Below are 25,516 nucleotides of genomic sequence, written 5' to 3' on the forward strand. Positions count from 1 at the left end.
TCGGCGTGGCGACATGCGCGGCCCCGGCGTTGTGACCTAGCGTGATCCGGCGTGAGCGGTGGCAACGGATACGGTGACATTTTTGCGGGTCATACCCGCAAACAGAAGCGCGTGACGCCTGAAGTGGCGGCCGAGCGTGATCTTGTCGTCGAGGATGCGGCGACGGGATTCTGCGGTGCGGTAGTCGGTTTCGAGCGCACGTACGACGGCGATTTCGTGCGACTCGAGGACGGTCGTTCCCGGACGCGGTTGTTCGCGATGCGCGAGGCGGCCTTCCTCATCGACGGCTCACCGGTCACCCTCGTACGCCCGGCCCCCAAGCCCGTGTCCACCAAACCCGCACGGTCGGCTTCGGGTTCGACGCGAGTCGAAGGCTTACGCGCCCGCACGGCACTGCCCAGCCGGATCTGGGTGGAGGGAGTACACGATGCTGCCCTCGTCGAGCGGGTGTGGGGTCACGATCTTCGCGTCGAAGGTGTTGTCGTCGAACATCTCGAAGGACTCGACAATCTGGGGGAGCGGCTTGCCGAATTCGGGCCTGGTCCCGGCCGCCGCGTCGGGGTCCTGGTCGACCACCTGGTCACCGGTTCCAAGGAAACCCAACTGACTCAGGGCCTCGGCCCGGACGTGTTGGTGACCGGGCACCCGTACATCGACGTGTGGGAGGCCGTTCGTCCCAAATCTGTCGGAATCGCCTCCTGGCCGAAGATTCCACGCGGCGAGGATTGGAAGACGGGAATCTGCCGCGAACTGGGCTGGGGGACACCTCAGGAGGGCTGGCGGCGGGTCTACAACTCGGTCGAGAGCTTCCGCGATCTGGAAGCTCCTTTGATCGGTGCAGTCGAACAACTTGTCGATTTCGTTACCGAGCCGAACTGACGTAGCGGCGGCCTGGGTCACACATTCTGGTTAGATGGTGTTGTGGCTGCACTTATTTGGCTGATCGGAGCACTGGTGCTCGCCGGGGCCGAAGCACTGGTGGGGGATTTCTTCCTGCTGATGCTCGCCGGTGGGGCGCTCGCTACTGCCGGTGTCAGTGCTGTCACCGACTTCCCGGTGTGGGTCGACGCCGTCATGTTCGGAGTGTTCTCCGCCGCCCTCGTCCTGGGCGTGCGACCGATCATGTTGCGTCGCTTCGGTAGTCCGCCGCCGACCCCGACCGGAATACAGGCACTCGAAGGTAAGCACGCTCTGGTTCTGGAAGAAGTGGGCGAGCATTCCGGGCAGGTCAAGTTGGACGGCGAGGTGTGGACTGCCAGGCCGTACGACACTACCGAGGTGTACCCGCCGGGTACCAAGGTGACGGTGATGGAAATCAACGGCGCAACAGCAGTCGTCTGGAGGGGACCTTAATGGCAGCACTCATAGTGCTCGGTGTGTTGGTGCTATTCGTGATCTTGGTGGTCGCGAAGTCGGTAGCACTGGTACCGCAGGCAGAAGCCGCGGTGATCGAGCGGCTCGGTAGGTATTCGAAGACGGTGTCCGGGCAGCTCACGTTCTTGATCCCGTTCGCCGATCGTGTGCGCGCCAAGGTGGATCTTCGTGAGCGGGTGGTCTCCTTCCCACCGCAGCCGGTGATCACCCAGGACAACCTGACACTGTCCATCGACACGGTGGTGTACTTCCAGGTCACCAATCCGCAAGCTGCGGTGTACGAGATCAGCAACTACATCGCTGCCGTCGAGCAGTTGGCGACCACCACGCTGCGAAACGTCGTCGGTGGAATGACCCTCGAAGAGACGCTTACCTCGCGTGATTCCATCAACGGTCAGCTTCGTGGTGTCCTCGACGAGGCGACCGGTCGCTGGGGCCTGCGAGTGGCCCGCGTCGAGCTCAAGAGCATCGATCCGCCGCCCTCGATCCAGGAGTCGATGGAAAAGCAGATGAAGGCGGACCGCGAGAAGCGCGCGATGATTCTGACGGCTGAAGGTCACCGCGAATCCGCTATCAAGACCGCCGAGGGTGCCAAGCAGAGCCAGATTCTTTCTGCCGAGGGAAACAAGCAGGCCTCGATCCTCAACGCCGAGGGTGAGCGTCAGTCCCAGATCCTTCGTGCTCAAGGTGACCGCGCGGCCAAGTACTTGCAGGCTCAAGGCGAGGCCAAGGCCATCGAGAAGGTTTTTGCTGCAATCAAGTCCGGTAAGCCGACTCCGGAATTGCTTGCATACCAGTATCTTCAGACGTTGCCGCAGATGGCGCAAGGCGATGCGAACAAGGTGTGGCTCGTACCCAGCGACTTCGGTGACGCGCTGAAGGGATTTGCCAAAACGCTTGGCGCGCAAGGGCAGGATGGCGTTTTCCGGTACGAGCCGCCGGCCGCCGAAGAGAATCTTCCCAATCCTGAGGACGATTCAGCCGAGGTGGCGGAGTGGTTCGAGACCAAATCCGATCCGGCTATCGCGGAAGCAGTGCGCGCTGCTGAAGTTGCTGCACGCACACCGGTCGAAGACCCGGCAGCTGCGGTCAGGCACCGCCGTGAGAGTGCGCCCGAGCAGCCTGGATTCGTAGATCCCGCGTTGCCACAGCAGGGCGAAAATCCTTGGCCGGGTCAGTTGCCGCTGCCGCCCGAGCGTGAAGATTTCCAGCAGAAGTACCTGTACCAGGGGCAGCCGCCCGAGGGTGGCCAGCGCCAGTAGACGCCTCTCGTAGCGAACGTTGATCGGGACGGGCACTCATCACCTACGTGATGAGTGCCCGTCCCGTTCCGCATACGGCGATCGCCCAGAGGACACTGACGAAGGTTCCCATGATGAACTGCTCGGACGCATGAGGTTCGCGAAGTTCCGGGTACCGCGCGAGCCCCTTGACTGCCAAGACGATCGCGATGCCTTCCGGCCAGGTTGCGAGAATCGATGCCGCCACCGCGAGCCGTTCGAGGATGCCGATCACACGTCCGCCGCGAAGAGGTCCGGCGTCCGGTGCCGGGCTCCCGTCCGGTTGGCGACGCGCGATCTTGAAGGTGGCAAGTACCAACGGTGCACCGGCCGTGGCGGCGGCAAGTACGCACAGGACAAGCGTCGCCCCGAGAGCGAAACCGGTGACCGGGGTCGTTCGGGTCGATGCCAGTGCGGCAACACCCAGCGCCGGAAGAGCCACCACGGACGACGCCCATTCGGGGACTTCGAGTCGACCACGACTGAGCGGTCCCAGTGCCGCTGCAACTGCTGGTGCCGCGGCGGCGACGGCGAGCGCGATCAACGCCAGAACGACCATGTATTCGAGCCCCCTGCTGTGTCGACGAGTTTGTACCGGTGCGAGCGTGAGCAGTCTAGGGCTGGAGTCTGACCAAAAGTCGTTCTGCGAGTCTGCGCCCGGCGAGTTCTGCGTGCCACCCGGCTGTCAGGAGTCGCTTGGACATGGCCTGTTTGGTGATTCCGAGGTGGGCCGCTGCGCTGACCTGAGTGAGTCCGCTGTCCATCAGGGCGATGGCTTCGCGTCCGTCCTTCGTCTGTCTCGTGACGATCGTTCCGAGCAAGGTGAACGCGGCATCGACATCTGCGGCGAGTTCGTCGCGTGAGCTATCCGCCGGCGCCTGTTCGACGGCAATTCTGGCCGGAGCTCGCTTGGCTCGCTCGACGGCGATCCGAGCAGCTTCGAATGCCGGTCCGCGTCCGGCCCGGGTCTGCCGTGGGAGAGGCTGCTCGACGGGACCGATCCCGATCCCGACACTCCAGTGCTCGCGCCGAATCAGCTCGAGTGCGACGAGGACGAGTAGCGCCGGATCGTCGGTCACCGCTTGAATCTCGTCGCCCGCTGTGCGCTCGAACGGCCGCAGGAGCCTGCAATCGGCCATGTCGTCGATGATGTCCCCGACGCGGTCGACATCCCGTCGGCTACCTCGCTGATCCACCGTCAGTACAAACATTAGTCAATGCTAGATAGTTGACTTTCAATAGTCAATCGTTTTGGGTTGACTCAATCAAATCAACCTCTTGGGGTTGACCGTTGTCAACGATGGTTTCGCCCGGTGAAGGCTGACGGCGAGCGTCGAACACCAGACCGGCGATGCCGATCGCAATGCAGATCCCGGACAGAATCAGGAGACGAGGATCGGCTTCGCCGGAGAGCGCATCGCCCAGAACGACAATCCCAACAGTGCCGGGCAAGATGCCGACGACGGTGGCAAGGATGTAGGGCACGATCCGGATCGACGAAATGCCGCAGCAGTAGTTCACCACCGAGAAGGGGACAAACGCGATCAAGCGCAGAGAGCCGACGGCCAGCCACCCCCGCTTTTCGATCCGCTCGTCCACCCGCCGGATCGTCGGACTCGAAATCCGTTGCCACACGACGTCGCGGCCGATGGCGCGGACCAGGTAGAGGGCCAGAACGGCGCTCACAGTCGTTGCCGCCACGGTAAGAGCGATGCCGGTCACCGAGCCGAAAAGAACCCCCGCGCTGAGCGTGAAGACGGTGCGCGGGAACGGCGCGACGGTGACTATCGAATGAACCAGGAAGAACACGAGGGGAAACGCCGGGCCAACCGAGTCCGCCCACTCTCGCACCTGGGACACCGTGGGATGTGGGGCGAGGAGGGCTGCGAGGAACAAAGCGAGCACTACCAGGACTATTGCGATCAATCTTCGGTCCAGCAGGCGTCCCATCACAGGTCACAAGGCTACCTGCGAACGGTGAACCGGGCCGACTGCCGACCCGCAATCGTGAGTCGAACATCGCCACGGGGGCGGGAAAGCGACGTGCTCCAGGCGACAATGAAACGGCGCTGTGACGAAAACCACTAGGCTTTCGGAGTGGCCTTCACCTGCAGTCCCGGCCAGTGAAACGAACTCGCGGGTAACCCGCAAACATGCTGAACAATCGCTAGGTAAGGGCCGGTTACACGTGCACGAACGACCGAATCCGCACGTCGCCCGGCCGGTCGGAAAGTGGCCACGAACAGCCCTGTGAAGAACATGACGTGATCCTCACGATATCTGGGCTCAACCGCGGGTTAGCATCACAGAACTAACGAACAAATCCGATTATCGGTAAAGCGCTCACGCAAAAAATGAGAGGGAGCGGACACAGTGTCATTAGCTTCAGAAGCCGAGGCTGTCGAGCAGGCGTACGCGGAGTGGCAGCGCTCCGTAGCCGGTGTGCTCGCCAAGTCCCGCAGAGTCGATGCGGCAGAACTGGGCCCCGAGCCACAGAAACTGCTCGAAACCGTCACCTACGACGGTGTCACTGTCGCACCGCTCTACAGCCCACGCGACGAGCGTCCCGAGCAGAGCTTGCCGGGCACGTTTCCGTACGTGCGTGGCGTCGACGCTCACCGTGATGTCAATGCCGGTTGGTTGGTTTCCGCTGCATTCGGAACCGCCTCGGCGGCCGAGACCAATCGCGCCATCCTGGACGCCCTCGAAAACGGAGTCAGCGCACTCTGGTTGAAGGTGGGCGCCGACGGCGTTCCGGTCACCGACCTCGCCGCTGCGCTCGAGGGCGTGCTTCTCGACCTCGCACCGCTCACGCTCGATGCAGGCGCAGCGACAAACGATGCAGCCCGAGCACTCATCTCACTCCTCGATGCACGCAGCGAAGCCGGCGACGGTGTCAGCGATCGCAGCAGTATCCGAGTTCACCTCGGTGCAGCACCGCTGACCAGTTCGTTCTCCGGCGCAGCCGACGTCGAATTTGCAGGCGCAGTCGAGTTGGCCGCCCTCGCCGCCGCTCGTGCGGAAACCGTGCACGCGATCACCGTGGACGGCACGGCCTTTCACAACGCGGGTGCCGGCGACGCCGAAGAACTCGGAGCCGCAATCGCCGCCGGCCTCGAGTACCTCCGTGCACTCACCGCCCAGAGCGGCCTGACCATCGGTGCTGCGTTGTCGCAGTTGGCTTTCCGCTACGCGGCAACCGACGATCAGTTCCAGACCATCGCGAAGTTCCGCGCCGCACGTCTCGTATGGGCACGCATCGCCCAGGTCTGCGGAGCTTCCGATTTTGGTGGAGCGCCGCAGCACGCAGTCACCTCCGCCGCGATGATGGCTCAGCGTGATCCCTGGGTGAACATGCTGCGCACGACCCTCGCTGCATTCGGCGCCGGCGTCGGCGGAGCAGATGCAGTGACTGTTCTTCCGTTCGACGTCGCCCTGGCCGACGGCACCCTCGGTGTCAGCAAGTCCTTCTCCTCGCGCATCGCGCGCAACACACAGCTGCTCCTGCTCGAGGAGTCGCACCTGGGCCGTGTCCTCGATCCGTCGGCCGGGTCTTGGTACGTCGAGGACCTGACACAGCAGATCGCCGCCACCGCGTGGGAGTTCTTCCAGGAAATCGAAGCAGCCGGCGGATATCTGGCGGCACTCGAAGCGGGAATCGTCTCCGGTCGCATCGCCGCTACCAAGGCCAAGCGCGACTCCGACATCGCACACCGCAAGACCACGGTCACCGGTGTCAACGAGTTCCCGAACCTCGGCGAAACGCCGCTGTCCGCCGAAGCCGTCGAGCCCGGCCAGTCCGTCGCCCGCTACGCAGCTGCATTCGAAGCGCTTCGTGACCGTTCGGACGCGTTCCTCGCCGCCGGCGGCGCCCGTCCCACTGCGCTTCTCGCGCCGCTGGGCTCGGTTGCAGAACACAACGTGCGCACCACGTTTGCGTCCAACCTGCTCGCTTCGGGTGGTATCGACGCAGTCAACCCCGGCCCGCTCGAGGTGGGCGCCGAAGCCATCTCCGCTGCAGTCAAGGCTTCCGGTGCCACCGTCGCCGTGCTGTGCGGCACGGACAAGCGCTACGGCGAGAGCGCCGCAGCGGCCGTCGCCGAACTTCGCGCCGCCGGCATCGCCAAGGTGCTGCTCGCAGGACCGGAGAAGGCAGTCGCCGACGCGACCGGCGATTCTCGCCCGGACGGATTCCTCACCGCCCGCATCGACGCAGTGTCGGCACTGACCGAACTGCTCGACTTCATCGAGACGGGAAGCTCCAAGTGACGACACGAGAGGTCAAGCACGTGATCGGCAGTTTCGCCGAGGTCCCACTCGAGGACCCGCAGTCTCCGGCACCCACACCGCCGTCGGTCGAGCAGGCCCAGGCGCTCATCGAAGAGGGCGCCAACGCCAATAACTACGCCGCCGAGCAGGTTGTCTGGTCCACCCCGGAAGGCATCGACGTCAAGCCGGTGTACACCGGTGCGGACCGCACGGCCGCCGCCGAGTCGGGTTACCCGCTCGACAGCTTCCCGGGCGCAGCGCCGTTCCTGCGTGGTCCGTACCCGACCATGTACGTGAACCAGCCGTGGACCATTCGCCAGTACGCCGGATTCTCCACTGCCGCGGAGTCGAATGCGTTCTACCGTCGTAACCTCGCGGCCGGTCAGAAGGGCCTCTCGGTCGCCTTCGACCTCGCTACACACCGCGGCTACGACTCCGATCATCCTCGCGTTGCCGGTGACGTCGGAATGGCCGGTGTCGCAATCGATTCCATCCTCGACATGCGTCAGCTCTTCGACGGAATCGACCTCTCGCAGGTGTCGGTCTCGATGACGATGAACGGCGCCGTGCTGCCGATTCTCGCGCTGTACGTCGCTGCGGCAGGCGAGCAAGGTGTCACTCCGGACAAGCTGGCCGGAACGATCCAGAACGACATCCTCAAAGAGTTCATGGTTCGTAACACCTACATCTATCCGCCGAAGCCCTCGATGCGGATCATCTCGGACATCTTCGCGTACTCCAGCGCGGAAATGCCGAAGTACAACTCCATCTCGATCTCGGGCTACCACATCCAGGAAGCCGGAGCGACGGCCGATCTGGAACTGGCGTACACCCTCGCCGACGGCGTCGAGTACATCCGCGCCGGCCTCGACGCCGGTATGGACATCGACAAGTTCGCACCTCGCCTGTCCTTCTTCTGGGCCATCGGCATGAACTTCTTCATGGAGGTCGCCAAGCTCCGCGCCGGACGCCTCCTGTGGGCCGAGCTTGTTGCCAAGTTCGATCCCAAGAGCGCGAAGTCTCTCTCGCTGCGTACCCACTCGCAGACCTCCGGCTGGTCCCTGACCGCGCAGGACGTCTTCAACAACGTTCCGCGTACCTGCGTCGAAGCCATGGCTGCCACCCAGGGCCACACTCAGTCCTTGCACACCAACGCACTCGACGAAGCGATCGCATTGCCGACGGACTTCTCCGCCCGCATCGCCCGTAACACCCAGTTGCTGCTGCAGCAGGAATCCGGCACCGTGCGTCCCATCGACCCGTGGGGTGGCTCGTACTACGTCGAGTGGCTCACCAACGAACTCGCCAACCGGGCTCGTAAGCACATCGAAGAGGTCGAGGAAGCCGGCGGAATGGCTCAGGCCATCAACGAAGGCATCCCGAAGCTGCGCATCGAGGAAGCTGCCGCCCGCACCCAGGCACGCATCGACTCCGGTCGGCAGCCGCTCGTCGGCGTCAACAAGTACGTTCCCGACGAGGTCGACACCATCGAAGTTCTCAAGGTCGAGAACTCCAAGGTCCGCAAGGAACAGCTCGAGAAGTTGGTTCGTCTTCGCGCGGAACGTGATCCGGAAGCCGTCGAGGCCGCACTGGCGAACCTCACTCGCGCTGCCGCATCCACCGAAGGCGGCATGGAGAACAACCTCCTCGCCCTCGCTGTCGTCGCCGCCCGCGCGATGGCTACCGTCGGCGAGATTTCCGACGCCCTCGAAAAGGTGTACGGACGCCACCAGGCCGAGATCCGCACCATCAGTGGTGTGTACCGCGACGAGGCAGGAACGGTGAGCAACATCAGCAAGGCGATGGAACTGGTCGAGAAGTTCGCCGAGGACGAGGGACGTCGTCCCCGCATCCTCGTCGCGAAGATGGGCCAGGACGGTCACGACCGTGGCCAGAAGGTCATCTCCACCGCCTTCGCGGACATCGGATTCGACGTCGACGTCGGACCGCTGTTCCAGACCCCCGAAGAGGTCGCCAATCAGGCGGCCGACAACGACGTCCACGTAGTCGGTGTGTCGTCGTTGGCAGCCGGTCACCTCACCTTGGTGCCGGCGCTGCGGGAGGCTTTGGCTGCGGCCGGTCGTCCCGACATCATGATCGTCGTCGGCGGCGTCATTCCGCCCGGTGACTTCGACGAACTCTACGAGGCCGGCGCTGCTGCCATCTTCCCGCCCGGCACCGTCATCGCCGACGCTGCCAGCGGATTGTTGGAGAAGCTCTCCGCCCAACTGGGTCACGACAACAGCTGAGAAGGGGGTCACTGAAGATGGCACGTCAGCCCATCGACATTGATTCCCTCGCCGAGGCGGTGCGCGGAAATCAGCGTGCCGGCCTCGCTCGGGCGATCACCCTCGTCGAGTCCACCCGCGACGACCACCGGGCCCTCGCGCAGCAACTTCTACTGAAGTTGCTGCCGGAGGCCGGGGGAGCGCACCGGATCGGCATCACCGGCGTTCCCGGCGTCGGCAAGTCGACCTTCATCGACGCGCTCGGAATGTACTTGCTGGGCAAGGGACATCGGGTTGCGGTGTTGGCGGTCGATCCGTCGTCCACCCGCACCGGCGGCTCGATTCTCGGCGACAAGACACGCATGGCTCGGCTCACCGTCGAACCGAATGCGTACATCCGGCCGTCACCGACGTCCGGCACGCTCGGTGGTGTTGCCAAGGCAACCCGCGAGACCATCGTGCTTCTCGAAGCTGCCGGTTTCGACGTCATCCTGGTGGAAACGGTGGGTGTCGGCCAGTCCGAAGTCACTGTTGCCAACATGGTGGACTGCTTCACGTTCCTGACCCTCGCTCGTACCGGTGATCAGCTCCAGGGCATCAAGAAGGGTGTCCTCGAGCTCGCAGATCTGGTGGCGGTCAACAAGGCCGATGGCAAGCATGAGCGCGAGGCAAAGGGCGCTGCCCGTGAATTGGCGGGTGCGCTTCGCCTGATCTACCCGCACGACGCCATCTGGAAGCCGCCCGTCATCACGATGAGCGGTCTCGAAGGTGTCGGGCTGGACGAGTTCTGGGGAACTGTCACCAAACACCGTGAGGTGCTCACCGAAGCGGGACAGTTCGAGGAGAAGCGTCGCAAGCAACAGGTCGATTGGACCTGGACGATGGTCAACGATCAGCTGCTACGCAGGCTCTCGAGCAACGATCGGGTGCGTGCGATCCGGGCCGACGTCGAGCAGAGCGTGCGTGACGGTTCGCTGACGGCAGCGTTGGCGGCGGGGCGAATTCTCGACGCGTTCGACGGAAGCAACTAGCGCGGAAAGAACGAAATCCCGGGTATCCGAGCGCGGATACCCGGGATTTCTTCTGTGACGAGCTATCGTTCGCGTTTGACTGCAGGCTCGGTGAGTTCGGTCTCGACAGCGAGTTCGACTCCCGTGAAATCGCCTTCTGCCTCGGCCGGGGTGAGAGTGGACCGCTTCCACGCGTAGAACAGCAGCGCTGCCCACGCGCCGAGAATGGTCAGGTAACCGGCCACTGTAACCGCCCCGGTGATGTCGAAGGATTTGAACAGCTTCTGTGCGTTGGTCAACACGATGACGCCGCCCACCGCCGTTCCGAGCAAGGTTGCAGGTACGCGGCTGACCAGCCACGCCGCGAACGGAGCTGCGATGACACCGCCGAGCGCGAGACCGGCGACAACGAGGAGGTTTCCCGCCGACTCACGTCCCAATCCGACAAGGAATCCCAGCGACGCGGCTGACGCGACCAGAAACTCCGAGGCGCTGACCGAGCCGATCACGGTGCGCGGCGCGGTCTTTCCTCGTGAGAGCAGCGTGCTGGTGGTGATCGGACCCCAACCACCACCGCCGGATGCATCGATGAAGCCACCGAACAGGCCGAGTGGGGACAGGAAACGTGCAGTGTGCGGGGTGGTACGAGCGTCCGCGACGGCCGGTGGGCGGACCGAAAAGCGTAGTGCCACATAGATACCGATGGCCAGCAGGATCGTCGCCGTGATGGGGACTGCCGCTTCGGTGGACAGACCCGAGAGCACAGTTGCGCCGATGAATGCACCGACTGCGCCGGGCACACCGAGCTTGGCGACGAGCTTCCAGTCGATGTTCTTGAACTTCCAATGCGACACACCCGAAGCGAGGGTGGTGCCGACCTCGGCCAGGTGAACAGCGGCGCTGGCCTGAGCCGGACCGAGGCCACCGATCATCAACAGAGTGGTTGCGGTGACACCGAAGGCCATACCGAGGGCGCCGTCGACGAGCTGGGCGCCGACGCCGACAAGGGTGAACAAAAGAAGGTTGAACATGAGAAGACAGACTCCGAGCGAAGAAGCGACAAAGTCAGGGGTGCAGGCAGCGAGAATCGCCGCTCAGCAACACGCCTGATCGAAGCATGCGCTACGACGAGTGGGCCAGAACGCCATCAATCCGAGCGCAAATGCCGGGGAGGCATCGTGGCTGGAAATCTGCACGTCAGGTCCTTTGTTCTCGTTCGTTGGCGTTCTGTCCATGCGAGCATAGCCGGTGCCCGGCTCGGTCAACCCACGACGCGGGCGTAATTTCCCACTCGGTGGACAAGTCGATCGAAGAATTCCGCCGGATCGGTGCTGACCGCGATATCCGCGTTGGGCTCACGCTTCCAGTGCCCGACCCAGTCCGCAACCGTCGTTCCGATCAGCAGTGGACTCTCGGTTTCGACATCTACCGTTGCCGGTTTCAGCGTCGCCAGGCTCGGATCGAGCGCGACGGCAGCAGCGAAGGGATCATGCATGTGAGCAAGAAATCCCTGGTCGTATTCACGATGGAATTCCATGTAGAACCGGATTGCGTCGGACATATGCCTGATCACGCTGTTGGACGCGGAACTGCGGGCGTCGGGACCGTCGTCAGGCGAGATGATCTCTTCCGGGGTGCTCCCGGCAGCTTCGGCGAGCCGACGCACATGTTCGGGGAACATCTCGATGGATTCGGTGACGTTGAGGCCGCAGATGATCGGGCGCCGGTGCGCGGGTACGACGGAGAACGCGTCGAACACCTCCTTGGCGGCGTGCGGATCGACCGAGACGTTCCACTCCGCGGTCGGCGTCGTGTTGCCCGGATAGTTGAACGACCCACCCATCACTACCAGTCGCTTCAGCAGAGACGGCAGATCGGGTTCACGTTTGATCGCCAAGGCCAGGTTGGTGAGCGGCCCCGTCACCAGCCCGGTGAGTTGTCCGGGGTACTCCCGGACGAGATCCACCCAGAGGTCGGTGGCGGTTCGGACCGAGCGCTTGCGACCCGAATCGGGGAGGACCGCATGGCCGATTCCTTGCGGACCGTGAGTCTCCTCGGTGGTGCGCAACGGTATGACCAATGGCTCGCGGGCGCCGAGTGCAACCTCGATGTCCGGGGCGCCGCAGAGCGCAAGCCAGTTCAAGTTGTTGGCCGCGACCTGTTCCACCGGAACGTTGCCGGCAGTGCTCGCAATCCCCAGTATCTCGGCTTCGGGGCTGGCAAGGAGATAGAGAAGCGCCAACGAGTCGTCGATACCGGTGTCGACGTCGACGATGAGCTTGTGCATGTCACTCATCGGTGGCCACCAGGATCGTCGGGGAATGCAGGACGGGGAAGTTCACCGACCGAGCGATGAAGCACTTCGTGTGTGCGGGGCCGTGAAGCTCCTGGGCCTTCTCGACCATCGACGCCTCCGCGACCAACACCGTCGGATTCAACGTCACTTCGATGAACTGGCCGCCGCCATCGGATTCCTCGATCATGCTGCCGACCGGCTGATCGCTGTAGTCGAGAACGACGACCCCAGCGGCAGCTGCCAGCCCGAGGTACCAGAGCATGTGGCACTGGGCGAGGGAGGCAACGAGCAGTTCCTCGGGGTTCCATCGCTGCGCGTCGCCGCGGAACGAGGGATCGGAGCTGCCGAGAAGTTCCGGCTTTCCGACCGCGGATATTGCATGATTGCGCGAATATCCCTGCGTGCTGGACGTTCCGGTTCCCAGATCGCCCGTCCACTGAAGGTCGAGTGTGTAGGTATGTGACTTCACAGGTCCATCTTGCCCTGAATGTGCCGGTCCCTCAGTGTGCCCACTCCGCGCGATCCGATCCCCACGGATGCGCCGGTTCGGGGTAGTCCTCGAACTCTGCCAGCGCGGGTCGTGCGGTGGTCACGTCGGCATGGTTGACAACAACATTCAGGCCGGGAGCGGTCGGTAGACCGGGATGGGCGGTTCGGCCGGGTGCGTCGAGAAGACGAGCGCCTGTGCTTGCCAGCGACACGTCGACGTCGCGGCCACGGCCGTCGTGCGAGCGCAGTGTCAACGCGTCGAGGATCCCCGCTGCCAAGAAGTATCCGGTCGAGTGGTCGAGTGCCTGCGCCGGAAGTGCGCCAGGGTTCTCACCACCCTCGAGGAACGAAATGCCGGACGCGGCCTGCACGATGCTGTCGAAGCCACGGCGATTCGCCCACGGACCTTCCCATCCCCATGCGCTGACGCGCCCGTGAATCAGGTGGGCGGGAAGATCCTGCCCGATGAGCGCTTCGAGTGCACCCGGCCGGTAGCCGGTGACCAGTACGTCTGCGGTTTCGAGGAGTTCTCGGAACGCTGCCGCTCCGGCCGAGGACTTCAGGTCGAGAAGCGCCGACCGCTTGCCCTGTCCACTGTCGAGGTGCTGCCATCCGATCTCGGGGATCGCCGGGGGATCGATCCGCAGAACGTCAGCGCCGACCAACGCCAGGGCACGCGTCGCGACCGGACCGGCGATGACGCGGGTCAGGTCGAGAACGCGTGGGCGCGTCGGATGCGTGCGGGGTTTTCCCTCGTCGCGTGCTCGGATGGATACCAGAGGCGCAGACCTCGCAGCTGCGCACTGCTCACTCAGGCGCCACTCGGTCTCGGTACGAACACGGACCGCGATGGCTCCGATCTCGGCGGCCTGCTGCTCGATCTCGATGGCGCTGAGTTCGGATATCCGTTGCGCCACTGCATCTTTGGGTGATCCATGAACGAGCGCGAGGACGGCGAGCAGGCGGTCGCGATGGTGCGGATAGTTGCCGTGCGTGCGGACCCAACCGTCGCGGGCGGCAAAGAACCCCGAGTGCTCGGAGAACCCGTTGATCGGCTCGCCGCCGATCCGGAACAGTCGATCGCTCGAGAAGGACGCGGCGATGCGCTCGGGATCGAGGGTCCAGTGTCCGTCGCCCGGGCGGGTTGACCGATGAATCGCCGAGGCGAACGCCGCGACTGAGCCCGCAGCGAGGTCGAACACCGGCAAGTGCGCCGCAAGGAAACCCGCCGAGTCCGGGCATTCGATGTGCCCGCGTCGGTCGTCGCTGTGCACCCCGACGTCACGCTGGTATTCGTCGAGATAGAACCCGTACCCGTGATCCATGCGACGCCTTTCGGCAGTTCAGTGGCCGAGAAGCTCCCGGCACTTCTCTGCCAGCGTATCGCGGAGCGGCGCAGCACGATCCGCCAACTGTTGTTGCTGACGCACGTATTCGGCGCGGCCCGCGGGAGTTTCGATACGAATGGGGGAGTACCCGTACTCGGCAAGGTCGTATGGGCTCGCGCGCATGTCGAGTTCACGGGCCAGGAGCGCGTGTTCGAAGCACCGCATCACCAGGTCGGAATCGACGAGTGGCAACAACTTGAAGCTCCACTTGTACAGATCCATACCGGCGTGCAGGCAGCCCGGCTGTTCGTGATCGATCTGAGTTTCGCGTGCAAGCGGGAGCGAGTTCTTGGGGGCCGCGTCCGGTGTGAAGAACCGGAACGCGTCGTAGTGCGTGCATTTGAGTGGCAGGGATTCGACGACCGCGTCGGTACCGGCGAACCCGAGTCGCAGCGGCACCGACTGGTGACGGATTGCGTCCTCGCCGCCGCGATAGACCATCGCCCATTCGTGGAGGCCGAAGCAACCCAGCACAGCGGGCCGCGCAGACGTCTGATTCAACAGATTCCACACGAATTCGACTGTGTGACGCCGACGCTCCAGCACTGAGGCCTCGACCGTCGCGGTACCCGACTCGTCGACGCGGTAGCCGGAGAAGGCTGCGTATTCGGCGGCGTTCTCGAGCGCGACTCCGTACCCGGGGTGCCAGCGGCGCAGTTGGGCGGGTTTGAAGTTGTAGTACGTGAAGAGGAAGTCGTGCACCGGGTGAGAGATACCGGCGCTACGACGCGCTCGGTGCGGCTCGACGAGCTTCTCCACCTCCTCGAGGTGAAGTGCCCGCCGAGCCGTCCACTCGCTCTGCGCGAGTGCGAGTGAATGCACCGAACGTGTCATCGATCAGCTGTTTCTTTGTCCGGGAACAGCATCCGTGCCGCGGTGCGTGCCGTCGCGGACCGTTCCGACGTACTCCTCGAGGAGATCCTCGAGCGCGACGATACCGATCACCACTCCGTCAGCGTCCGTGACAGCGCCGAGGTGCGAGCTGGCCCGACGAAGGCCGGCCAACGCTTCGGCCAGCGGTGTGCTGAGCGGAACGATGGGCAGCGGCCGGATATCCGACGTCGGAACGACGGTGTCCGGTCCAGCGGCCTCGTCGAGCACCTCGTCGAGCACGTCCTTGAGGTGCACGTACCCAGCCAGCGATCCGTCGCTCGCTCGCACCGGGTAACGCGAGTATCCGGTCTCGATGACCGCACGCTCGATCTCACCCAGTGTTGTTCCCGACGGTGTGAGGGGAATGGTCCGCACCTTGTCGAGAGTGATCAGGACCTCGGAGACGGTCCGATCGGTCGATTCGAGTGCCTGCTTCAACCGCCGGTGTTCTTCGGCGTCGATCAGACCTTCAGATCGCGATTCACCGATCATCGCGGACAACTCCACCGCCGAGACCGTGACGTCGAGTTCGTCCTTGGGTTCGACGCGCAGGAGCTTGAGCACTCCGTTCGCGCACAGGTTGTAGAACGCGATGATCGGGCGAGCGATCTTGATGAACGCCAGATGCACGGGAACGAGCAGCATGGCCGTCTTCTCGGGGCCGGCCAACGCGATGTTCTTGGGCACCATCTCGCCGAGCAGGATGTGCAGCACGACGACGAGCGACAGCGCGATGGCAAACGAGATCGGGTGCAGCAATCCGTCGGGCAGGCCGACGGCTTCCATCGGCACCTCGAGGAGGTGCGCAATGGCGGGCTCGGCGACCTTACCGAGGAGGATCGAGCAGATCGTGATGCCCAGCTGAGCCGCCGCAAGCATGAGCGAGAGGTTCTCACCGGCCTTGATGACTGTGAGCGCCCGCTTCTTGCCTTGCGCGACCAGTGCTTCGAGGCGGTCACGTCGTGCGGAGATCAGTGCGAACTCCGCACCGACGAAGAATGCATTGCCGGCGAGCAGCACGACGGTGAGGAGTACACCGAAGAGGTTATTCATCGTCGGACTCCTTCTTGCTGTCGTCTGCGGATTCGGGTTCGACGTAAGCGGGGACCGGCGTGATGGTCACCCGGTCGATACGGCGGCCGTCCATGCCGGTCACTCGTGCAATCCACTTTCCGCGCGAATCACCGGACGAGTCGACGTCGGGCAATTCCACCTCGTCACCCTCGTCGGGGATGCGGCCCAGTTCGGTGAGCACCAAGCCGCCGAGCGTGTCGTAGTCGCCTTCGGGAGCGGTGTACCCGGTTGCCGAAGTGACCTCGTCGATGCGCAGGAGACCGGAGCACGACCATCCGTCGCCGACGCGCTGCACGTCGAGTTCGGGTTCGTCGTGTTCGTCGCGCACATCGCCGACGATTTCCTCGATGAGGTCTTCCATCGTGACGATGCCGGCAGTTCCGCCGTACTCGTCGACGACGAGCGCAACCTGCATACCGTCCGAGCGGATTCGCTCCATGACGGTGTCTCCGTCCAGGCTCGACGGCACGACGGGAACACGTTGAGCCAGACTGTCGACGCGCGTCGTGCGCCGACGTTCGGCCGGAACGGTGAACGCGTGCTTGATGTGTACGACGCCGACCGTGTCGTCGAGATCGCCGCGAACGACCGGGAAGCGCGAATAGCCGGTCCGCGACGCCGTCACGATCAGGTCTGCGACGGTGTCCGAGAGTTCCAGCGATTCGATCTTCACTCGCGGAGTCATCAGCTCTTCTGCCGTGCGGTCACCGAACTGCAGTGAACGGTCGACGAGCATCGCCGTGCCCTTGTCGATGGACCCGCGCTGCGCGGACGTCCGCACGAGGGACCCGAGTTCCTGCGGTGATCGCGCGGAGCGCAATTCCTCCGCGGGTTCGATGCCCAGGCGTCGCACGATCCAGTTGGCGGTTCCGTTGAGGCCGTTGATGGCCCACCGGAAGATCAGCGAGAACCCTGCTTGCAGGCCCGCAGTCGCGCGGGCGGTGGGCATCGGCTTGGAGATTGCGAGGTTCTTCGGTACGAGCTCACCGAAGATCATGGAGAACGAGGTCGCGATCACGAGAGCCAGGATCAAAGACGTTGTCGAGGCAGCGGATTCACTGAGCCCGACGGCCTTCGTGACCGGTGTGATGAACCGTGCCAGGACCGGCTCGGCCAGGTAACCGGTGATCAGGGTTGTGATCGTGATGCCCAGCTGAGCGCCGGAGAGCTGGAACGAAAGAGTCTTGTGCGCGTGTTGAACCTGCCGCGAGCGTCGGTCGCCGCCACGAGCAGCTTCGTCGACGGTGCTGCGTTCGAGCGCGGTCAGTGAGAATTCGGCCGCCACGAAGAGGGCGGTGCCTGCAGTCAGCGCGATGAAGCCGACCAGGCTGAGAATGGTGAAAACGATGTCCATGTGTCATCGCCACCTGAGATGTGCACGGGGGCCGCCGGGTTTGTCTCCCGGCTCGCTAGAGGAGCCCTCCGAACCGGCGGAATCAGAAGATTCCTCGGATAAAACGACGGGTGTAGCGCCGGGTAAGTGTGTGGGTGCCTCGGGCACCGGGTTCCTTTCGTCAGAGCCGAGTAGTTCTCGGCTGTAGCGGGCTCGGTCGGGTCGCCGAAGGGCACCCGACCGAGTTTTGTTTTCTGTTTACGGATCCAATGATACCGGCGGGTGCCCGGGAGTAGGGACCCGAGCACCCGCCGACAGTCACAGAACGTGGTTCACCAACCAGACGGAAGCGGCCGTCCTTCGGCAAATCCGGCGGCGGACTGCACGCCCAGAACGGCCTTCTCGTGCAGCTCCTCGAGAGAGCGCGCACCCGCGTACGTGCAGGTACTGCGCACGCCGGAACAGATCTGATCGATCAGGTCCTCGACTCCGGGGCGCTCGGGATCGAGACGCATCCGCGAACTGGAGATGCCTTCCTCGAACAATCCCTTACGAGCGCGATCGAAAGCCGTTTCGGTGGCCGTGCGAGCGGCAACAGCGCGCTTGGAGGCCATACCGAAGCTCTCCTTGTACGCGTTGCCCGCCTGATCGACTTTGAGATCGCCGGGGGACTCGTATGTGCCGGCGAACCACGAGCCGATCATGACGTTCGACGCGCCCGCCGCGAGGGCGAGTGCAACGTCGCGGGGGTGGCGAACGCCGCCGTCGGCCCAGACGTGCTTGCCGAGCTCACGTGCCGCTGCAGCACATTCCGCGACGGCCGAGAACTGCGGGCGTCCGACGCCGGTCATCATGCGAGTCGTGCACATGGCTCCGGGTCCGACGCCGACCTTGACGATGTCCGCGCCTGCGGCGATCAGATCACGGGTTCCCTGTGCGGAGACCACGTTGCCTGCAACCAACGGGACGCCGAGATCGAGCGCCTTGAGGGTGGTGAGCGCATCGATCATTCTCTGCTGGTGACCGTGAGCCGTGTCCACGACGATTACGTCGGCACCGGCGTCGACGAGTGCCTTGGCCTTGGCGCCCACGTCACCGTTCACACCGACCGCCGCAGCGACCCGGAGTGCGCCGCGCTCGTCGACTGCGGGGTCGTAGATGCCGGCACGAATCGCGCCGGTGCGGGTGAGGACGCCGGCAAGAGTCCCGTCTTCGTTGACGATGACCGCCAGCGGATCATGCTTGGTTTCGAGCAGTTCGAAGACCTCACGCGGTGTGGCGGTGACCGGGGCCGTGACGAAGTCGGTGATCGCGACGGTACGGAGGCGAGTGAACCGATCGACATCCGCGCAGGCAGCCTCGGTGACGACACCGAGAGGCTTACCGTCCTCGACCACCACGACCGCGCCGTGAGCGCGCTTGGGAAGCAGCGCCAGCGCATCGGAGACGGCGTCGTCCGGACTCAGCGTGACCGGCGTATCGGCGACGAGGTGGCGGCTCTTGACGAACGCCACGGTCTCGGCGACAGCTTCGGTGGGGACGTCCTGCGGAATGATGACCAGTCCGCCGCGGCGGGCGACAGTCTCCGCCATGCGGCGGCCGGCGACTGCGGTCATATTGGCGACCACGACGGGAATGGTCGTTCCGGATCCGTCGGAAGAATTGAGATCGACGTCGAACCGAGAGGTGACCTCGGTCCGGTTAGGGACGAGGAAGACGTCGTCGTAGGTCAGGTCGTATGGGGGGCGTTGCCCTTCGAGGAACTGCACGTTTCACGAGCCTACCGTCGATTCCGCCGTAGCGCCCTCGGTATCGCGCGCTTGTGAGCGGGAGAGGGCGATCGTGGTCATGATCATGACGGCGACGGCGCACCCGATGAGAGCAATTCCGGGACCGTCGACGCGGAGGCGTTCGTCGAGCACTGTCATCCCCAGGAAGATGGCCGCGATCGGCTCGCCGATCGTCAGGGCGGGTAGCGACGCCGACAGCGGCCCGACCTGGAACGCGCGCTGTTGCAGGTAGACCCCGATTGCGCCCGAGGCGATCAGCGCCCACGTCTGCCATGCCGAAATCACCCCGACGACGCCGTGGCCGAGTAGGTCGGTGACGTACTTGGTGAATGCGACGGCGACGCCGTAGAAGATGCCTGCCGCAGAGCCGAGAAGCAGTGCGCGCCAGCCGCCGTCGAGTTTGGACAAGCCGCCGACAGTTGCGGCCACGGCCACTGCGACCGTAATCGTCAGGGGCACAGCCCAATCCGACCATGGAGCATTGCTGTCTCCCTCGGTGGGATCGCCGACGACGAGGAAGATCGCCAAGGAAATCGCGAGCATGATCGCCAGTGACCACGCGGAACGGGTGATGCGGATTCCCGAGAATTTGGCCGAGAGAGGCAGCGCGAACAGCAACGAGGTCACGATCAGCGGCTGCACCACCAACACCGAACCCAACGACAGTGCAACGGCCTGCATGACGTACCCGCCGCCGTCACCGATCAGCCCGGCCCACCACCGAGGACTGCGAATCAACGACGCCACCAACGCCTCGCCCTCGGGAACCGCGGACGCCGCCCGTTGCTGAGCGACCGAAGCGCACGCGAAGAGCAGTGCAGCGAGAAGTGCGCAGAGAACCGAGATCAGTGGAAGATCACCCATTCCCTCAGTGTGCGCGCTTGCCCGCCCGATTTCCGGCAGACGGCTTTCCTGCGCCGGGTGCGCCGCGACGCGGGGTCAAGCCCTTGGACGCCAGACGCTCCGAACGGGTCGGGACCGGAGTGCCGTCCGCACGGATCTTCTTCACACTCTTCGGATCGGTGACGCGCCGCGAGGAGGCGGCGCGCTTGTCGCCGTCCTTCTTCATCCGGCCTCCGGCAGCGGTCCGGCCTGCAGTGTCGTGTTCCTGACGGCCACGCTTGGCGGTGTGCTTGACGGCAACCGTCGTATCGGGAGCCTCGACCGGAATTCCCGTCGGCTCCATCGCACCGGTGATGCGCGTGAGCTCAAGATCGTCAGGACGAACCCGCACGCCGTGAACCTTGATACCTGCCTGCTTGGTCAACTTCTCGACCGAATCACGTTCTTCGTCTGTGACGATGGTGACGACGACGCCCGATTCCCCGGCGCGTGCCGTCCGGCCGGCCCGGTGCAGGTAGTCCTTCGCCTCGGCCGGGGGATCGACGTGAACGACGAGCGTCACGTCGTCGACATGGATTCCGCGCGCGGCGACATCGGTGGCGACCAGGACCGGTGTTGTCCCGTCGGAGAACGACGCGAGGGTCTTGGTCCGATTGTTCTGCGTCTTGCCGCCGTGCAGAGCCCCGGCCGAGACGCCGATCAAATGCAGTTGCTGCGCAAGACGATCCACACCGTGCTTGGTCTTGACGAACATGATGGTCCGCCCCGCACGCGAAGCGATATGTGCGACAACGGATCTCTTATCGTCGCGGTCGACGAAGAGCAGATGATGTTCCATGGTCGAGACGGTCGCAACCGGGGGAGCAGTCGAGTGCGACGCCGGATTGCGCAGGTAACCCGCGACCAGATCGTCGACCTTGCCGTCGAGTGTCGCCGAGAAGAGAAGACGCTGACCGTCTTTCGGAGTCGTGTCGAGAATCTTCGCAACCTCGTCGATGAAGCCCATGTCCGCCATGTGGTCGGCTTCGTCGATGGTCGTGATCACGACGTCGTCGAGAATCACCGACTTCTGCTCGAGTAGGTCGAGCAAGCGCCCGGGGGTCGCGATCAGCAGATCGACGCCGCGGGCAAGGATGTCGGCCTGACGCTTGATCGGAACGCCCCCGACCGCATTTGCCACACGCAAACCGATCTCGGTAGCGGCGTCGTCGAGTGCCTTGTGGATCTGGATCGCCAGCTCACGGGTGGGAGCGAGCACCAAACCGCGCGGACGATTCCGCTTGCTCGCCCCACCCTTGAGGCGCACCAGCATCGGAAGCCCGAAGGCCAGAGTCTTTCCGGAACCCGTCGCACCGCGCCCGAGTACATCCCGACCGGCAAGAACATCGGGGATGGTTGCCGACTGAATGGGGAAGGGGGCATCGATGCCGCTTCGGCGCAACGCGTGCACCATCACGGCGGGGATTCCGAGGTCGACGAACGAACGCCCTTCGGTCGAGGTGGGCGAGTCGATCGTCGATTCCTGCATTTGTCCAGGCTACCGGGTATCGGTAGACGCAGATGACCGCATCTACCGATACCCGCTGTGAATCAGGCCTCGATTTCGCTGCGGTCACCGCTCCACAGTGTGTGGAACTTGCCCGGCTTGTCGATGCGCTCGTAGGTGTGCGCGCCGAAGAAGTCGCGCTGACCCTGAGTCAGGGCGGCCGGCAGACGCTCCGCGCGGAGACCGTCGTAGTACGACAGCGAGGACGCGAACGCAGGTACCGGAATGCCGAGCATCGTCGCGGTGGCGACCACGCGGCGCCAGCTGTCGATGCCTGCCTCGATGGCCTCGCGGAAGTACGGCGCCAGAATCAAGCTCGGCAGGCTCGGATCGGCGTCGAACGCGTCCTTGATGCGGTTGAGGAACTGCGCACGGATGATGCAGCCACCGCGCCAGATCGTCGCCAGGTCGGCAGGCTTGAGGTTCCAGTCGTACTCGGCGCTGCCGGCAGCGATCTGATCGAAGCCCTGCGCGTACGCCACGATCTTCGACGCGTACAGCGCGGCCTGGATGTCGGCGGCGAACTGCTCGGCGTCAGCAGGCTTGTCGCCGAGAGAGCCGGCAGCCAGACCCTGCGCCTGAGCTGCAGCGCGCTGATTGCGGCTACCGGACAGTGCGCGAGCAAACACGGCTTCGGCGATACCGGTGACCGGCACGCCCAGATCCAGAGCGGACTTGACCGTCCAGCGGCCCGTGCCCTTCTGCTCGGCAGCGTCGACGATGACGTCGACCAAAGGCTTGCCGGTCTCGGCGTCGACCTGGCGGAGCACCTCGGCGGTGATCTCGATCAGGTAGGACTCGAGGGTGCCCTTGTTCCACTCGGTGAAGACGTCGGCAACCTGACCGGCGTCGTAGCCCAGAGCGTCGCGGAAGAGGTTGTACGCCTCGCCGATGAGCTGCATGTCGGCGTACTCGATGCCGTTGTGCACCATCTTGACGAAGTGACCGCTGCCGTCGGGGCCGATGTGCGTGCAGCACGGGGTGCCGTCGACGTGAGCGGAGATGGACTCGAGAAGCGGGCCGAGAGCCTCGTAGGACTCCTTCGGGCCGCCCGGCATGATCGACGGACCGTTGAGTGCGCCTTCTTCGCCACCGGAGATACCGGCGCCGACGAAGTGCAGTCCGCGGGCGCGGATCGCCGCTTCACGACGGATCGTGTCGGTGTAGAGCGAGTTGCCACCGTCGATGATGATGTCGCCGGGCTCCATGGCGTTTGCGAGCTCTTCGATGACAGCATCGGTCGGGGCGCCGGCCTTGACCATGATCAGGACGCGTCGCGGCTTCTGAAGTGCGGCAACAAACTCCTCGACGGTCTCGGTGCGCACGAAATCGCCCTCGGAACCATGCTCGGCGATCAGGGCATCGGTCTTCGCGATGCTGCGGTTGTGCAGGGCAACGGTGTGACCGTGGCGGGCGAAATTGCGGGCAATATTCGAACCCATGACGGCCAGGCCGGTGACGCCGATCTGAGCTCGGGGTGATTCGGTGCTAGTGGTTGACATGCTTACAGCTTTCCCTCTCGGTCCGCGGCTGTGAAATCCTGCGCTGTGCGCAGCCGAAAACGGTGCGGCCGCGACGCGCGTGAACATCAGACCGTGCATACAAAACACGGATGCAGATCACTTTAATTGCAGTGACCTGCATCCGTCTCGATACAGCTTCCGGCACAGCCGGAAGGTTCTCAGTGTTCAGTTGTCGAGCCGCAGCTCAGCGCAGGTATTACCGCTGATCGCGCTTCGGGCCGTCGAATCCGTCATAGCTACGACGGTCGGTGCGGCTGCGGAAGCCGCCACCGCTGGTCGAGGCTGCACGGTTGTCGCCGCCTCCGCGGTTTCCCTGGTAGCCGGTCGAGGGGCGGCTGTCGCGATCGCCGTACGAGCGGTTGTTGTCACGGCTGCCCTGGTATCCACCACCGGACGAACGGTTGCCCTGGTATCCGCCGCGGCTCTCGCCGTCACGGCTTCCCTGGTATCCGCCCGACGAGCGGTTGCCCTGGTAACCCGTCGACGGGCGGCTGTCGCGGTCTCCGTAGGACGGACGGCTGTCACGGTTGCCCTGGTAACCACCGCTGGAGCGATCACCCTGGTATCCACCACCGGACGAACGGTTGCCCTGGTATCCGCCGCGGCTCTCGCCGTCGCGGTTGCCCTGGTAGCCACCCGAAGAGCGGTTTCCTTGGTATCCGGTCGAGGGGCGGCTGTCGCGGTTGCCCTGGTAACCACCGCTGGAGCGATCACCCTGGTATCCGCCGCGGCTCTCGCCGTCGCGGTTGCCCTGGTAGCCACCCGAAGAGCGGTTGCCTTGGTATCCACCGGACGAGCGGTTGCCCTGGTATCCGCCACGGCTTCCACCACGATCACCGAAGGAACGCTCGCCACGAGAAGAGCTCTCGCGCAACGGTTCTCCGGTCGGCTTCTTGGCACCGGTGATTCGAGCAAGTTCAGCAGAACCCGGGGTGACGGCAACGGCTGCGGCATTGACGCCGGCCATTCCGGTCAGCCGCTTGAACTGACGCTTCTGGTTGGGCAGCACGATGGCGACAACGGTGCCCTTCTCGCCGGCGCGAGCGGTACGACCAGCGCGGTGCAGGTAGTCCTTGTGGTCGGCCGGGGGATCGACGTGAACGACGAGGTCGATGCCGTCGACGTGGATTCCGCGTGCTGCGACGTCCGTTGCGACGAGGACCGGGGTGCGGCCGTTCTTGAAACGCTCGAGGACGCGGGTGCGCTGGTTCTGTGCCTTGCCGCCGTGAAGCGACTCGGCAGCGATGCCGACTGCGCGGAGGCGGTCGGTGATTCCCTCGCAACCGAGCTTGGTGCGGGCGAACATGATGGTGCGTCCGTCGCGGGCACCGATCTCGGCGAGAACGGAATCCTTCTGTCCACGATCGACGAGGAGAACGTAGTGCTCCATCGTGTCGACGCTTGCGCGGCCGTCTTCGGTGGAGTGGGTGACGTGGTTGGCCAGGAACTGACGAACCAGCGACTGGACCTCACGGTCGAGGGTTGCCGAGAACAGCAGACGCTGTCCGTCTGCGGGGGTCTCACCGAGGATCGAGCGAACCTCGGGCAGGAAGCCCATGTCTGCCATCTGATCGGCTTCGTCGAGTGCGGTGATTTCCACCGAGTCGAGGATGCAGGTGCCCTGACGCAGGTGGTCGCCGAGACGACCCGGCGTTGCGACGAGGACGTCTACGCCGCGTCGGAGCTGATCGACCTGCTTGGCGAACGGCGTTCCACCGACAGCGGGACGAACCGTGAGTCCGAGTGCGCCGGCGTAGGAGTTGAGGGAGTCGACCACCTGGAAAGCAAGCTCACGGGTGGGGACGAGCACGAGTGCGCGGGGACGCTTGGCGGCCGGGCGATCTTCGTGGCGTGAGAGGCGGGTCAGCATCGGCAGGCCGAAGGCGAGGGTCTTGCCCGATCCGGTCTGTGCGCGGCCGAGAACGTTGGTTCCGGCGAGCGCGTCCGGGATGGACTGCGCCTGGATGGGGGACGGGACGGTGATGGAGTTGCGCGCCAATGCGGCAACAAGCTGCTCGGGCAGGCCGATCTCGGCGAAGGTGATACCCGGCTCGGTGGCGACTGCTTCTTCGGCAGCGGGGGTGTTGACGGTGGGGTCTTCGATGTTCTCGGAAGACGACATTTGGACAGCGTTGGTCACGCGGAAACCTCTCCGGACTACGGGCACGTCGCGGAGCGGAAGAAGCCATGCTGAAATACA

General features: G+C 64.4%; 21 protein-coding genes. 6 read left to right on the top strand and 15 right to left on the bottom strand.

The window, feature by feature from the left end; genetic code table 11:
• Positions 1 to 51: 51 nt before the first annotated feature.
• The 3 genes from G9U53_RS23715 to G9U53_RS23725 are packed head-to-tail and all read left to right on the top strand — an operon-like array spanning position 52 to position 2,636.
• Complete coding sequence (locus tag G9U53_RS23715) at positions 52 to 879, top strand: DUF3097 domain-containing protein (protein WP_065455737.1); 828 nt, start codon at positions 52 to 54, stop codon at positions 877 to 879.
• Positions 880 to 921: 42 nt separating this feature from the next.
• Complete coding sequence (locus G9U53_RS23720) at positions 922 to 1,353, top strand: NfeD family protein (RefSeq protein ID WP_003944877.1); 432 nt, start codon at positions 922 to 924, stop codon at positions 1,351 to 1,353.
• On the top strand, positions 1,353 to 2,636 hold the full coding sequence (locus G9U53_RS23725; protein ID WP_165639261.1) for an SPFH domain-containing protein: 1,284 nt from the start codon (positions 1,353 to 1,355) through the stop codon (positions 2,634 to 2,636). Before G9U53_RS23720 ends, G9U53_RS23725 begins: the two co-directional genes overlap by 1 nt.
• Positions 2,637 to 2,679: 43 nt before the next feature.
• Here G9U53_RS23725 and G9U53_RS23730 read toward each other — a convergent pair whose 3' ends face one another.
• Genes G9U53_RS23730 through G9U53_RS23740 form a run of 3 tightly spaced genes read right to left on the bottom strand, consistent with a single transcriptional unit; the run spans position 2,680 to position 4,607 of the window.
• On the bottom strand, positions 2,680 to 3,213 hold the full coding sequence (locus tag G9U53_RS23730; protein ID WP_003944797.1) for a hypothetical protein: 534 nt from the start codon (positions 3,211 to 3,213) through the stop codon (positions 2,680 to 2,682).
• Between the two features lie 55 nt (positions 3,214 to 3,268).
• Positions 3,269 to 3,865, bottom strand: a complete 597-nt coding sequence (locus G9U53_RS23735) for a hypothetical protein (protein WP_042449124.1) — start codon at positions 3,863 to 3,865, stop codon at positions 3,269 to 3,271.
• A gap of 31 nt (positions 3,866 to 3,896) precedes the next feature.
• Positions 3,897 to 4,607, bottom strand: coding sequence for a TVP38/TMEM64 family protein (locus tag G9U53_RS23740; RefSeq protein WP_003944944.1), 711 nt, complete (start codon positions 4,605 to 4,607; stop codon positions 3,897 to 3,899).
• A gap of 420 nt (positions 4,608 to 5,027) precedes the next feature.
• Between G9U53_RS23740 and mutA the strand changes: the two genes are divergently transcribed.
• The 3 genes from mutA to meaB are packed head-to-tail and all read left to right on the top strand — an operon-like array spanning position 5,028 to position 10,182.
• The gene (gene mutA, locus G9U53_RS23745) at positions 5,028 to 6,923 is read left to right on the top strand and encodes a methylmalonyl-CoA mutase small subunit (protein WP_047270407.1); all 1,896 of its coding nucleotides are present in this window, start codon (positions 5,028 to 5,030) and stop codon (positions 6,921 to 6,923) included.
• Positions 6,920 to 9,172 carry a methylmalonyl-CoA mutase gene (gene scpA, locus G9U53_RS23750; protein WP_003944912.1) on the top strand — a complete coding sequence of 751 codons (2,253 nt, stop codon included), beginning with the start codon at positions 6,920 to 6,922 and terminating at the stop codon, positions 9,170 to 9,172. The genes mutA and scpA overlap by 4 nt, the downstream gene beginning before the upstream one ends.
• Before the next feature lie 17 nt (positions 9,173 to 9,189).
• A complete protein-coding gene (gene meaB, locus G9U53_RS23755; protein ID WP_003945003.1) occupies positions 9,190 to 10,182 on the top strand; it encodes a methylmalonyl Co-A mutase-associated GTPase MeaB in 993 nt (330 codons plus the stop codon).
• 62 nt (positions 10,183 to 10,244) lie between these two features.
• On the opposite strand, the gene G9U53_RS23760 is transcribed toward meaB, so the two are convergent.
• The 12 genes from G9U53_RS23760 to G9U53_RS23815 all read right to left on the bottom strand — a co-directional run bounded on the left by G9U53_RS23760 (position 10,245) and on the right by G9U53_RS23815 (position 25,456).
• Entirely contained in the window at positions 10,245 to 11,192 is a 948-nt protein-coding gene (locus G9U53_RS23760; protein WP_007727818.1) for a sulfite exporter TauE/SafE family protein, read from the bottom strand.
• A gap of 230 nt (positions 11,193 to 11,422) precedes the next feature.
• Positions 11,423 to 12,457, bottom strand: coding sequence for a nucleoside hydrolase (locus G9U53_RS23765; RefSeq protein WP_165639262.1), 1,035 nt, complete (start codon positions 12,455 to 12,457; stop codon positions 11,423 to 11,425).
• Positions 12,450 to 12,926 carry an OsmC family protein gene (locus G9U53_RS23770; RefSeq protein ID WP_007727816.1) on the bottom strand — a complete coding sequence of 159 codons (477 nt, stop codon included), beginning with the start codon at positions 12,924 to 12,926 and terminating at the stop codon, positions 12,450 to 12,452. The genes G9U53_RS23765 and G9U53_RS23770 overlap by 8 nt, the downstream gene beginning before the upstream one ends.
• Positions 12,927 to 12,957: 31 nt before the next feature.
• Positions 12,958 to 14,271, bottom strand: a complete 1,314-nt coding sequence (locus tag G9U53_RS23775; RefSeq protein WP_054782066.1) for a CoA transferase — start codon at positions 14,269 to 14,271, stop codon at positions 12,958 to 12,960.
• 18 nt (positions 14,272 to 14,289) lie between these two features.
• A complete protein-coding gene (locus G9U53_RS23780; RefSeq protein WP_030536382.1) occupies positions 14,290 to 15,168 on the bottom strand; it encodes a hypothetical protein in 879 nt (292 codons plus the stop codon).
• 3 nt (positions 15,169 to 15,171) lie between these two features.
• On the bottom strand, positions 15,172 to 16,260 hold the full coding sequence (locus G9U53_RS23785; protein WP_003944826.1) for a hemolysin family protein: 1,089 nt from the start codon (positions 16,258 to 16,260) through the stop codon (positions 15,172 to 15,174).
• Positions 16,253 to 17,635, bottom strand: a complete 1,383-nt coding sequence (locus tag G9U53_RS23790; RefSeq protein WP_003944847.1) for a hemolysin family protein — start codon at positions 17,633 to 17,635, stop codon at positions 16,253 to 16,255. Before G9U53_RS23790 ends, G9U53_RS23785 begins: the two co-directional genes overlap by 8 nt.
• A gap of 311 nt (positions 17,636 to 17,946) precedes the next feature.
• Entirely contained in the window at positions 17,947 to 19,383 is a 1,437-nt protein-coding gene (locus G9U53_RS23795) for a GuaB1 family IMP dehydrogenase-related protein (protein ID WP_020969620.1), read from the bottom strand.
• 3 nt (positions 19,384 to 19,386) lie between these two features.
• Positions 19,387 to 20,268, bottom strand: a complete 882-nt coding sequence (locus tag G9U53_RS23800) for a DMT family transporter (protein ID WP_003944968.1) — start codon at positions 20,266 to 20,268, stop codon at positions 19,387 to 19,389.
• A gap of 4 nt (positions 20,269 to 20,272) precedes the next feature.
• The gene (locus G9U53_RS23805; protein ID WP_003944962.1) at positions 20,273 to 21,775 is read right to left on the bottom strand and encodes a DEAD/DEAH box helicase; all 1,503 of its coding nucleotides are present in this window, start codon (positions 21,773 to 21,775) and stop codon (positions 20,273 to 20,275) included.
• Between the two features lie 62 nt (positions 21,776 to 21,837).
• Positions 21,838 to 23,295, bottom strand: coding sequence for an NADP-dependent phosphogluconate dehydrogenase (gene gndA, locus G9U53_RS23810; RefSeq protein WP_007730904.1), 1,458 nt, complete (start codon positions 23,293 to 23,295; stop codon positions 21,838 to 21,840).
• Between the two features lie 217 nt (positions 23,296 to 23,512).
• Positions 23,513 to 25,456, bottom strand: a complete 1,944-nt coding sequence (locus G9U53_RS23815; RefSeq protein ID WP_165639263.1) for a DEAD/DEAH box helicase — start codon at positions 25,454 to 25,456, stop codon at positions 23,513 to 23,515.
• Positions 25,457 to 25,516 lie beyond the last annotated feature (60 nt).

The sequence above is a fragment of the Rhodococcus sp. D-46 genome, assembly GCF_011290655.1.
GTDB classification, from domain to species: Bacteria; Actinomycetota; Actinomycetes; order Mycobacteriales; family Mycobacteriaceae; genus Rhodococcus_F; species Rhodococcus_F qingshengii.

Coding starts and splice junctions, on each gene's coding strand:
- G9U53_RS23760 (WP_007727818.1), bottom strand. CDS start 11,192: ATGTTCAACCTTCTTTTGTTCACCCTTGTCGGCGTCGGCGCCCAGCTC.
- G9U53_RS23800 (WP_003944968.1), bottom strand. CDS start 20,268: ATGGGTGATCTTCCACTGATCTCGGTTCTCTGCGCACTTCTCGCTGCA.
- meaB (WP_003945003.1), top strand. CDS start 9,190: ATGGCACGTCAGCCCATCGACATTGATTCCCTCGCCGAGGCGGTGCGC.
- gndA (WP_007730904.1), bottom strand. CDS start 23,295: ATGTCAACCACTAGCACCGAATCACCCCGAGCTCAGATCGGCGTCACC.
- G9U53_RS23735 (WP_042449124.1), bottom strand. CDS start 3,865: ATGTTTGTACTGACGGTGGATCAGCGAGGTAGCCGACGGGATGTCGAC.
- G9U53_RS23790 (WP_003944847.1), bottom strand. CDS start 17,635: ATGGACATCGTTTTCACCATTCTCAGCCTGGTCGGCTTCATCGCGCTG.
- G9U53_RS23730 (WP_003944797.1), bottom strand. CDS start 3,213: ATGGTCGTTCTGGCGTTGATCGCGCTCGCCGTCGCCGCCGCGGCACCA.
- G9U53_RS23785 (WP_003944826.1), bottom strand. CDS start 16,260: ATGAATAACCTCTTCGGTGTACTCCTCACCGTCGTGCTGCTCGCCGGC.
- G9U53_RS23775 (WP_054782066.1), bottom strand. CDS start 14,271: ATGGATCACGGGTACGGGTTCTATCTCGACGAATACCAGCGTGACGTC.
- G9U53_RS23805 (WP_003944962.1), bottom strand. CDS start 21,775: ATGCAGGAATCGACGATCGACTCGCCCACCTCGACCGAAGGGCGTTCG.
- G9U53_RS23725 (WP_165639261.1), top strand. CDS start 1,353: ATGGCAGCACTCATAGTGCTCGGTGTGTTGGTGCTATTCGTGATCTTG.
- G9U53_RS23765 (WP_165639262.1), bottom strand. CDS start 12,457: ATGAGTGACATGCACAAGCTCATCGTCGACGTCGACACCGGTATCGAC.
- G9U53_RS23780 (WP_030536382.1), bottom strand. CDS start 15,168: ATGACACGTTCGGTGCATTCACTCGCACTCGCGCAGAGCGAGTGGACG.